Source organism: Noviherbaspirillum denitrificans, assembly GCF_002211445.1.
In the GTDB taxonomy this organism is placed as follows: domain Bacteria; phylum Pseudomonadota; class Gammaproteobacteria; order Burkholderiales; family Burkholderiaceae_D; genus Noviherbaspirillum; species Noviherbaspirillum denitrificans.
On sequence record NZ_LSTO01000001.1, the window covers coordinates 2,995,148 to 2,996,673 of the forward strand.

Sequence of the window (1,526 nt, forward strand, 5' to 3'; positions counted from 1 at the left end):
CGCGCACTTTCCAGGGCTGGATATTGGTCCCGGACGGGGCAAACCGCGCCACCGCAAGGATCTCCTCCACCGTTTCCCTGGACACCGGCTCGGGCAGGAAGGCCCGTACCGAGCGTCGTCCGCGCATGACCTTGTCCACCGCCAGGCATGGAGCCGTCAATCCTGTAGCGTCCGCTGCCGGACGAAAATCGCAACTGTGCATGTTACCCATTTCAGTTCACCTCTTTGTCGATCAGCCGCATCCCCGGCGCCGGCAGCGCGAGGCGCAGCGATTTCAATAATCCGCTCACTCCGTCGCGGAACAGTTGCACGCACAGCAGGAAGATCAGGCCCGTGATGATGGTGACCGAGTCGCCGAGCGTGCCGAACCAGGCAATATCCGTTGTCCGGGCAAGCCATACGCCGAGTTCGCCGACCTTGTTCTCGACGGCGAGAATGACCAGTGCGCCGAGCGCCGGCGCATACCAGGAACGGATACCGCCCACCAGGACCATCAGGACGACCGTACCGGACATCCTCCAGTCGATGTCAGTGAGGGTGGCAAAGCCGAGCGTGATGGCTTTCATCGATCCTGCCACGCCCGCCAGGGCGGCCGAGACGGCGAACAGGAACACCTTGTAGTGGTCCACCTCGTAGCCGACGGAAGTGGCGCGGTTCTCCGATTCCCGTATCGATGCCAGAACCAGGCCCATGGGCGAATGGATCAGCCGCCAAGTGAAGAAGGACAAGGCGCAGACCACCGCCAGAACGACGTAATAGAGGACCAGGTCGCTGTCCAGGCTGACGATACCCAGCAGTGCGGGCCGCGGCACGCCCTGGAATCCGTCTTCCCCGCCGAAGTAGCGCGTTTGGAAGATCGCGAAATACGCCAGCTGCGCCAGAGCGAGGGTGATCATCGCGAAGTAGATCCCCTTGCGGCGCACCGCGAGGGCGCCGAAGGCGAGGCCGAGCACCGCCGCGTAGGCGGCGCCTGCGGCTATTGCCGCCTCGAAGCTGAAGGACCAGTCGCGCGCCACAGCCGCGGCGACATAGCCAGCGCCGCCGAAAAAGGCCGCATGACCGAAGGACAGCAATCCGGAAATGCCGAGCGCCAGGTTGAAGGCGATGGCGAACAATGCAAAGCACAAGACCTTAATCAGGAAGATCGGGTACGACACCAGCGGCGCGGCCAGCACGGCCGCCGCGCACAGCAGGGCGATAACGGTTTTTTGATCACGCATGCTTATTCCCTTCCGAAGAGTCCCGCCGGACGGATCAGCAGCACGATCACCATGGCGAGGAAAATGACGGTACTGGATGCCTCGGGATACACCACGCGCGCAATCCCTTCGACCAGTCCGAGGAACAGGCCGGTGACGGCTGCACCCAGGATGGAACCCATCCCGCCGATCACGACGATCGCAAACAGGACAATGATGACCTGGCCTCCCATCAGCGGCGTGATCTGGATGATGGGCGCGGCAACCACGCCGGCCAGTGCGGCGAGCGCCGAGCCGAGGCCGAATACCGCCGTCACATAGGCGGGG

Annotated in this window: 3 protein-coding genes; all 3 read right to left on the bottom strand. The window is 63.6% G+C overall.

The features are described 5' to 3' along the window. On the bottom strand, nt 1–127 hold a 127-nt coding region (locus AYR66_RS30080), incomplete at its 3' end, for a nitroreductase family protein (protein WP_234815037.1). Between the two features lie 85 nt (nt 128–212). Further along, a complete protein-coding gene (locus AYR66_RS14505; protein ID WP_088708075.1) occupies nt 213–1,220 on the bottom strand; it encodes a branched-chain amino acid ABC transporter permease in 1,008 nt (335 codons plus the stop codon). A 2-nt stretch (nt 1,221–1,222) separates the two neighbouring features. Beyond that, nucleotides 1,223–1,526, bottom strand: a 304-nt coding sequence (locus tag AYR66_RS14510) for an ABC transporter permease subunit (protein ID WP_420093103.1), incomplete at its 5' end; no start/stop codon positions are given.